The organism is Flavobacterium sp. (assembly GCF_040402835.1).
Lineage (GTDB): Bacteria > Bacteroidota > Bacteroidia > Flavobacteriales > Flavobacteriaceae > Flavobacterium.
In genome coordinates this window covers 1-7,967 of sequence record NZ_JBBALW010000048.1, presented here as the reverse complement: position 1 = coordinate 7,967, position 7,967 = coordinate 1, and the positions used below count along the sequence as shown (strand labels likewise).

7 protein-coding genes are annotated in these 7,967 nt (G+C 35.5%); 5 read left to right on the top strand and 2 right to left on the bottom strand.

The genetic code is table 11. The annotated features are described in order from the left end of the window. Together AC9UEH_RS11320 and AC9UEH_RS11315 are read left to right on the top strand one after the other, a co-directional pair. Positions 1–972 (top strand): tetratricopeptide repeat protein (locus tag AC9UEH_RS11320; protein ID WP_509531920.1); only part of this gene is annotated, 972 nt, incomplete at its 5' end. Between the two features lie 268 nt (positions 973–1,240). Continuing rightward, on the top strand, positions 1,241–1,873 hold the full coding sequence (locus AC9UEH_RS11315) for a 7-carboxy-7-deazaguanine synthase QueE (RefSeq protein WP_509531917.1): 633 nt from the start codon (positions 1,241–1,243) through the stop codon (positions 1,871–1,873). Between the two features lie 106 nt (positions 1,874–1,979). Here the strand turns inward: AC9UEH_RS11315 and AC9UEH_RS11310 are convergent, their stop codons facing one another. Then, complete coding sequence (locus AC9UEH_RS11310; protein ID WP_509531915.1) at positions 1,980–2,687, bottom strand: class I SAM-dependent methyltransferase; 708 nt, start codon at positions 2,685–2,687, stop codon at positions 1,980–1,982. A gap of 75 nt (positions 2,688–2,762) precedes the next feature. On the opposite strand from AC9UEH_RS11310, the gene AC9UEH_RS11305 reads away from it, so the two are divergent. Together AC9UEH_RS11305 and metK are read left to right on the top strand one after the other, a co-directional pair. Beyond that, a complete protein-coding gene (locus AC9UEH_RS11305; RefSeq protein ID WP_509531914.1) occupies positions 2,763–3,257 on the top strand; it encodes a YkgJ family cysteine cluster protein in 495 nt (164 codons plus the stop codon). A gap of 209 nt (positions 3,258–3,466) precedes the next feature. Then, positions 3,467–4,717 carry a methionine adenosyltransferase gene (gene metK, locus AC9UEH_RS11300; protein ID WP_509531911.1) on the top strand — a complete coding sequence of 417 codons (1,251 nt, stop codon included), beginning with the start codon at positions 3,467–3,469 and terminating at the stop codon, positions 4,715–4,717. Between the two features lie 75 nt (positions 4,718–4,792). Here the strand turns inward: metK and AC9UEH_RS11295 are convergent, their stop codons facing one another. Then, a complete protein-coding gene (locus AC9UEH_RS11295) occupies positions 4,793–6,118 on the bottom strand; it encodes an exo-beta-N-acetylmuramidase NamZ family protein (protein ID WP_509531909.1) in 1,326 nt (441 codons plus the stop codon). Positions 6,119–6,235: 117 nt separating this feature from the next. On the opposite strand from AC9UEH_RS11295, the gene AC9UEH_RS11290 reads away from it, so the two are divergent. Further along, on the top strand, positions 6,236–7,471 hold the full coding sequence (locus AC9UEH_RS11290; RefSeq protein WP_509531906.1) for an ABC transporter permease: 1,236 nt from the start codon (positions 6,236–6,238) through the stop codon (positions 7,469–7,471). Positions 7,472–7,967 lie beyond the last annotated feature (496 nt).

Here is a 7,967-nt window from a genome sequence, read left to right as displayed (position 1 = left end):
GAAACGTATTATTATTGGGGAAATAACGACTTGAAAAACTACAAAGAATACATTGGTAAGGCGTTGGCATTTTATGAAAAATATATGAGCTTGACAGATTATTTATTGACATCTCGTATGCGTCACGCCGATTTTTTAATCCTTGCAAAAGATTATGCAGCGTTGGAAGTTGAAGCCAATAAAATGAAAGAATTGGACAAGGTAAATCCAAGAATTTTCCGTTATTTAGGCTATTCTTCTTATGAAAATGGAAATGTAGATGCTGCAATTTCAGCCTTAGAGAATTTTATTGCAACGCCTACAAACAAGATTATCGCTAGAGATTACCTATATTTAGGACTTGCAAAAATGAAAAAAGCCAACAATTTGGAAACGAAAGTAGTTGACGCTGCAGTTTTTGATGCCGGAGTAGCGCAATTGAAAAAAGCCGTGGAAATGGAAATTACAATGACCAACGATTTAAGTGAAATAGGTAAAAAATTCTACGAGCAAAAATTATTCAAGGAAGCCGCTGCCATCTATGAAATTGCGGTTACCAATGTAAACTCTAAAAATTATTTATTGGATAATTTCTATTTAGGAAACTCTTTATATTTCAAAAACACTCGTAAGGATGTCGTAAAAGCGGATTCAATCGAATTGCAAAAAGCCGATGTCGCTTTTGGAAACGTAATCACAGCAGCGCCTTCAACTCAAGACGCATATATTTTCAGAGCAAGAACGAATAACTTACTTGAAAACGACGAAATGATTATCAAATATTACCAACAATATATCGACGTTGTAACTGCAAAAGGAGAGGAAGAAATGGCTAGACCAGTTGTAAAAACTAAATTTATCGAGTCGTACAATGCAATCGCGGCGGCATTTGCCAACACCGATAAACCAAAAGCAAAAGAGTATTTCGCAAAATCGTTGGCTTTAGATCCTACAAACGAGTACGCAATTCAGTCATTGAAAACACTGAAATAAAATATAATTTATAGTAGCAAAGCCGATAGTTTCAACGCTATCGGCTTTTTTTGGAGCATACGTTTTGTTTTTCTATCACGATTCCTCCCGTCATCCGCTGTATCTCTTGCGGCGAACCCCGCCACAATAGGATGCCGCTTCTACCGGGGCTAATTATCAAATATATAATTATCTATTATCTTTTCATCTTTTATCTTTCCTCTTTATTCACAAATCTTAAATCTCAAATCTTATTTTCACTACCTTTGCAACCTATTTTAAATTAAAAATGCTCAAAAAAGAAACACAAATAGCCATCGAAAAAGGATTAATGCTTCCCTTAATGGAAGAATTCTACACCATTCAAGGCGAAGGATATCACACCGGAACAGCTGCCTATTTCATCCGAATTGGAGGTTGCGATGTTGGTTGTCATTGGTGTGATGTGAAAGAAAGTTGGAATGCCGAATTACATCCGCCCACAAATACCGATTTGATTGTCGAAAATGCTTCTAAATATTCTGAAACTGTTGTCGTAACTGGTGGCGAACCGCTAATGTGGGATATGACCGCGCTAACTCAAAAGCTAAAAGAGAAAAATTTAAAGGTACATATTGAAACTTCTGGTGCATACCTATTATCAGGGACTTGGGATTGGATTTGTCTTTCCCCAAAGAAAAATAAATTGCCCACGCAAACGGTTTACGATAATGCCAATGAGTTAAAAGTGATTATTCACAACAAACACGACTTTATATTTGCCGAAGAGCAAGCCGAAAAAGTAAACTCAAATGCCATTCTATTTCTTCAGCCAGAATGGAGCAAAAAAGAAGAAATGACACCGCTAATTGTAGATTATGTCATGAACAATCCAAAATGGCGCGTTTCATTGCAAACACATAAATACCTGAATATTCCTTAAATTATTTTATTAAAAACTGACTAAATAAGTCAGTTTTTACTTCAATATTTGATCGCAAATTAATCTGTGAAAATTTGTGAAAATCTGTGTTAAAAAATCAAATTTTCTAAACAGTCAGCCTCGCTAAATAATCATAATGTTCGCCTTCCAAAACTAATTCGCATTGCAGCCCATTAGCAACAGCTGCATTTTGTAGCGTGTTATAATCCATATACAACCAAGGAAAAGGCGCTTCTTTTTGGCCTTTGTAGGCAATGGTAAATTCTAATTCCCCATAATATTTATCACCAGAAATCCATTTTCCGCCGTCTTCATCTTCATCAAACATATAAATAATATCGGAAGAATCAATTAGGATTTGACCATTTTCAGCCAATAAAGATTTTAGTTTTTGAAGGTAATTGGAAACATTTTCTAATTTTCCAAAAATCCCCGTTCCATTCATTAATAGAATAATGGTGTCAAATTTTTCATCGGTTTCAAAATGCAATATGTCTTCAACTTTTACATTTGAAACACCTCTTAATTTACAAGCTTCAACCGTTTTTTCAGAAATGTCAATTGCAGTAACTGCTAATTTTTTTTCATTCTGCAAATACAAACTATGACTTCCAGCGCCACAACCAACGTCTAAAACTTTTCCTTTAGCAAGCAAAAGTGCTTTCTGCTCTAAAATTGGCATTCCAGAAAAATCCCGAAATAAATACGCAACCGACATTTCATCTTCTTCAGAAATGGTAGTTTCGGTAATTAAATCCTCGGGAGAATTATTAGTTTGAAAATCAAGAATGGCTGTTCCGAAAAGGTCTTTCATAATAGTTGATTCGGTAATTTGGTTATTTGTTGATTTGTTTGAGTAATTTTGTGGTGTCAACTTTAAACTTTAAACTTGAAACAAATTCTAAACGCACTTCCTAAAGAAGCCAAAGATAAGCATATCGAAAACAAAAAGTATTTCGATAAGCTAAAAAAGAAAACGCCCAAGAATTTAGATTACATTATGCAGGATTTGCACAATGCCGAATTCAAAAAAACTGATTGCTTGAAATGTGCGAATTGTTGCAAAACTACAGGACCACTTTTCACATCGGCAGATATAGAAAGGGTTTCCAAGTATTTGCGTCAAAAACCACAACAATTCATCGATCAATATTTGCAAATTGATGAAGACAAAGATTATGTTTTGCAAAGCGTTCCGTGTACGTTTTTAGACAATGAAAATGCGTGTATGATTTATGATGTGCGTCCAAAAGCGTGTAGAGAATTCCCTCATACCGACCGTAAAAAATTTCAACAAATCTCAGAATTGACCTTGAAAAATGTTGCTATTTGCCCCGCAGCATTTAATATTGTTGAGGAAATGAAAAAGAAAATGCCGTTATAGTTACGTTTTTAATTAAATCATTTAATTAATTAAATATATTTCCCAACTTTAATTTGCAATTCAATTCTGTTTCCTATCTTTGCAATCTAAATTTAGAGGAAAAATTTGAACTGATTGCAACCTCGTTAAAAAAATGCTAAAGCAGAAATTATCTCCTTTATCATTACCGCAATCCTTTTTTCCTCGCTTAATTATAAAAACTAATTATTATGGCTTATTTATTTACGTCAGAATCTGTAAGTGAGGGACATCCTGATAAAATTGCAGATCAAATTTCAGATGCATTAATCGATAATTTTTTGGCTTTTGATCCAGAATCAAAGGTGGCTTGCGAAACTTTAGTAACAACGGGTCAAGTGATTCTTGCTGGTGAAGTAAAGTCGGAAACGTATCTTGACGTTCAGCAAATTGCACGTGAGGTTATCAGAAAAATTGGATATACTAAAAGTGAATACATGTTTGAAGCCAATTCTTGTGGTGTTCTTTCAGCTATTCACGAGCAATCGGGCGATATCAATCAAGGAGTTGACCGTGCTAATAAAGAAGAACAAGGTGCTGGTGATCAAGGTATGATGTTTGGTTATGCAACAAATGAAACGGAGAATTTTATGCCATTGGCACTTGATTTATCTCATAAATTATTACAAGAATTAGCGGTTTTACGTCGTGAAAATAAGGAGATTAAATATTTGCGTCCGGATGCTAAATCGCAAGTTACATTAGAATACAGCGATGAAAATAAACCAGTTCGCATTGATGCAATTGTAATTTCTACGCAACACGATGATTTTGATGAAGAAGCTACAATGTTAGCGAAAATCAAATCGGATTTAGTGGGGATATTAATTCCAAGAATCATCAAAAACAATCCAAAATACGCTCATTTATTCAATGATAAAATCACATATCACATCAATCCAACAGGGAAATTCGTAATTGGAGGACCTCACGGAGATACTGGATTAACGGGTAGAAAAATTATTGTAGATACCTATGGTGGAAAAGGAGCACACGGAGGAGGAGCTTTTTCTGGAAAAGACCCAAGTAAAGTGGATAGAAGTGCGGCTTATGCAACGCGTCACATCGCTAAAAATTTAGTTGCAGCAGGTGTTGCTGATGAAATTTTAGTACAAGTTTCGTATGCAATTGGAGTGGCGAAACCAATGGGGATTTTTATTGATACCTACGGAACTTCAAAAGTAAATTTGACAAATGGTGAAATCGCCAAGAAAGTGGAAGCTATTTTTGATATGCGTCCTTATTTTATCGAGCAACGTCTAAAATTGAGAAATCCAATTTACAGCGAAACCGCGGCTTACGGACACATGGGAAGAACTCCTGAAACGGTAACCAAAACTTTCAAAGCACCAGGCGGAATTGAGAAGACAGTGACTGTTGAATTATTCACTTGGGAAAAATTAGATTTCGTTGATGAAGTAAAAGCGGCTTTTGGATTGTAAATTAATCTTTAATTAAAGTCAAAATAACCTGACTATTAAACTAATCAGGTTATTTTTATACTTTCAAAAGCCAATTTAATAAATCAAATACGGCTTTCTCATTTTCTTAAAATCATCTAAGCCACTTTTCCAACTCTCCCGAATTTCATCTTCCGATAATCCCGCTTCAATTTGTTCCTGCAATTTTTTGGTTCCCGCTAATTTTGTAAAAAACGGATTAAAGAATTTCGATTTGTCCCCCGTTTCATTATAGGCTTTAAGCAGCCATTTCAATTCTAATTTATCAATTTTAGGAATGGTTGTCAAATCTTCTCCAAAACATTCAACGCCATTATAAACAGGTTCTTTTGCTCCGAAATTCGGCATTGGAATAAAACTAAAATCCGCTTTTGGCAAATACGGAGAACCGTAAATTTGGAATTGTTTCTCCGTTCCACGCCCAACACTTACATTTGTACCTTCAAAAAGGCACAAACTCGGATACAAATTTATAGCTTGGTCGTTTGGTAAATTTGGCGATGGCTTTTCAGGCAAACTGTATTTCATTTCACGAGTATAACCCGCACACGCAATTATTTTCAAGTCGCAACGTACCTCGTTTTTCAACCAGTTTTCTCCATTAATCATTTGTGCGTATTCGCCAATGGTCATTCCGTGCAATAACGGAATTGGATGCATTCCCACAAAACTTGTAAATTCTTTTTCTAAAACTGGACCGTCAACAATCGAAATATTCGGATTTGGACGATCTAAAACCACCAATTGAATGTTGCTTTCGGCACAGGCTTCCATAATATAATACAACGTAGATATATAGGTGTAAAAACGGGCGCCAACATCCTGTAAATCAAAAATCAAAACGTCAATCCCTTCTAATTGCTCTGGCTTTGGCTTTCTATTTTCGCCATAAAGTGAAATAATTGGAATTCCTGTTTTAACATCTTTCCCATCAATAACGTGTTCCCCAGCATCAGCAGTTCCGCGAAAACCGTGTTCTGGCGCATATATTTTTTGAATATTGATTTTGTTTTTTACTAAAAAATCAACCAAATGACTTTTTTTTCTGTTGTAGGCTTCAATGTGCGAAAGTCCATTTGAATCAGGAAGCATATATATAGAATCATACAAAACAACCCCCGTTTGATTGGTTACAACACCAACTTTTTTACCGTCTAATAATGAAAAATAGGATTTATAATTATCTGCGCCAGTACTAAAACGATTTGTTTTTTCACTATTAATAACGGTGCTTTTATTGGTTGCAACCGAATTCCGAATCCCTTTTTGTGCAGGTTTACAAGAAAAAATCAACAGCGAAATCGAAACAAGAAATACATAAGAAAGCCTTTTTATTCCCGAAATCGTTCGTTGTTTTAATGCTATAGTGCTATTTTGAATCATACTTATTTATCCGAAAAAATAATTAATTAACTTTAAATACTTGAAAATATATTCTAAAAACGTAATTTTGACTCAAGTGAAGCAATCCGACTTTGCAATATCAAATCACAAAAACTATTGAATTTAGAATATTTCATAGCCAAAAGACTCATCACTGCTCGAGACCATAAAAGTAGTATATCTGCGCCAATTATAAAAATTGCGATTGCAGCAATTGCAATTGGTATGATTATGATGATAGTTTCCATTGCTACAGGAATTGGTTTGCAGCAAAAAATCCGCCAAAAAGTTGCCGCTTTCAATGGACATATTAGCATTACAAATTACGACGAAAATCAGTCGCAACTCAGTATAACGCCCATTTCTACGCATCAAGATTTTTATCCAAAATTTAAAAACGTATCTGGAATCACACACATTCAGGCGGTTGCCACCAAAGCTGGAATCATTAAAACAGAAACCGCTTTCGAAGGAATAATTTTCAAAGGCGTTGGAAAAGACTACCGTTGGGAAAACCTAAAAGAGTATCTTGTAGCTGGGAATTTACCAAATTTAAACAACCAACTCAACGAAGAAGTTCTCATTTCTGAATTTCTTGCCAACCGATTAAACCTGAAAGTAGGCGACCGATTCAACACCTTTTTCATGAAAGAAGACACGAATCAAAGACCAAACCTACGCGTTTTCAAAATCACGGGCATTTTCAATTCCGGATTTCAAGAATTCGACGCTACCTATATAATAGGTGACATCCGACATTTGCAACGCATCAATAAATGGAGTCCAGATCAAGTCGGCGCATTCGAAGTTTTCGTGGACGATTTCAACACCATCAAGGAAAAAGGACAAGAAGTTTATGAGCAAACAGGCTCTTCACTCGACACCCAAACCATCGTCGAAAAATATTATTACATCTTCGAATGGCTCAAATTATTCGATTTCAACATCATCGTCATCCTCATAATCATGATCGCAGCCGCCACAATCAACATGGTCGTAGCGCTTTTAGTGCTCATTTTGGAGCGCACACAAATGATAGGAATTCTCAAAGCTTTGGGCGCAAATAATTGGGCGGTCCGAAAAATATTCCTCTACAACGCCTTCTATTTAATCGCAAAAGGACTCTTTTGGGGCAATACAATCGGCATCGGATTACTCTTAATTCAACAAAAATTTGGAATAATCAAACTCAACCCTGAAAACTATTACGTCAACCAAGCCCCAGTTTACCTCGATTTCGGCTACATTTTGCTACTAAACCTCGGCACAATCCTAATCTGTTTACTCATTTTATTAATCCCGTCGTACATCATCACAAAAATTTCCCCGATAAAAGCTATTCGTTTCGATTAAATTCTAATTGTCATTGCGAGTTTCGAAGCAATCAGCAGCTAATTCCAGCTTTCCGTTCCAAGTCCTCGTTCAAAAAGTTGTTTTTCTAAGTCTAAAAAGGAGCTTCCTTTGGTCGCTCTTTTTGGCCAAGAAAAACTACCTTTTTTCACTGCGGGCTTTCCACTTCACTCTGGGCTAAAATCCTATCCCCAGCCCTTTCCGAAGGAAAGGGAGACTGTATGGGAATATAGTTACGGATAATTATATGCCCTTATATTCCTTATATGGTTAAATATTTTTTTTAGCCCTCAACCACCAACTTACAACAACCAACCCCTCAGCGACTTACAAATTAAATAAAAAATAACTTAAAAAAGGCATTGTATAAGTGCAATAACGCACTACTTTTGCACCCGCATTGAAACAAAGAATACGTATTTGACAGACTGAGAAACAGACTTAAAGATTTTACAAAAATAAGGTCATTAAATTTGTGAGAGTTCAAAAATTAGTTATC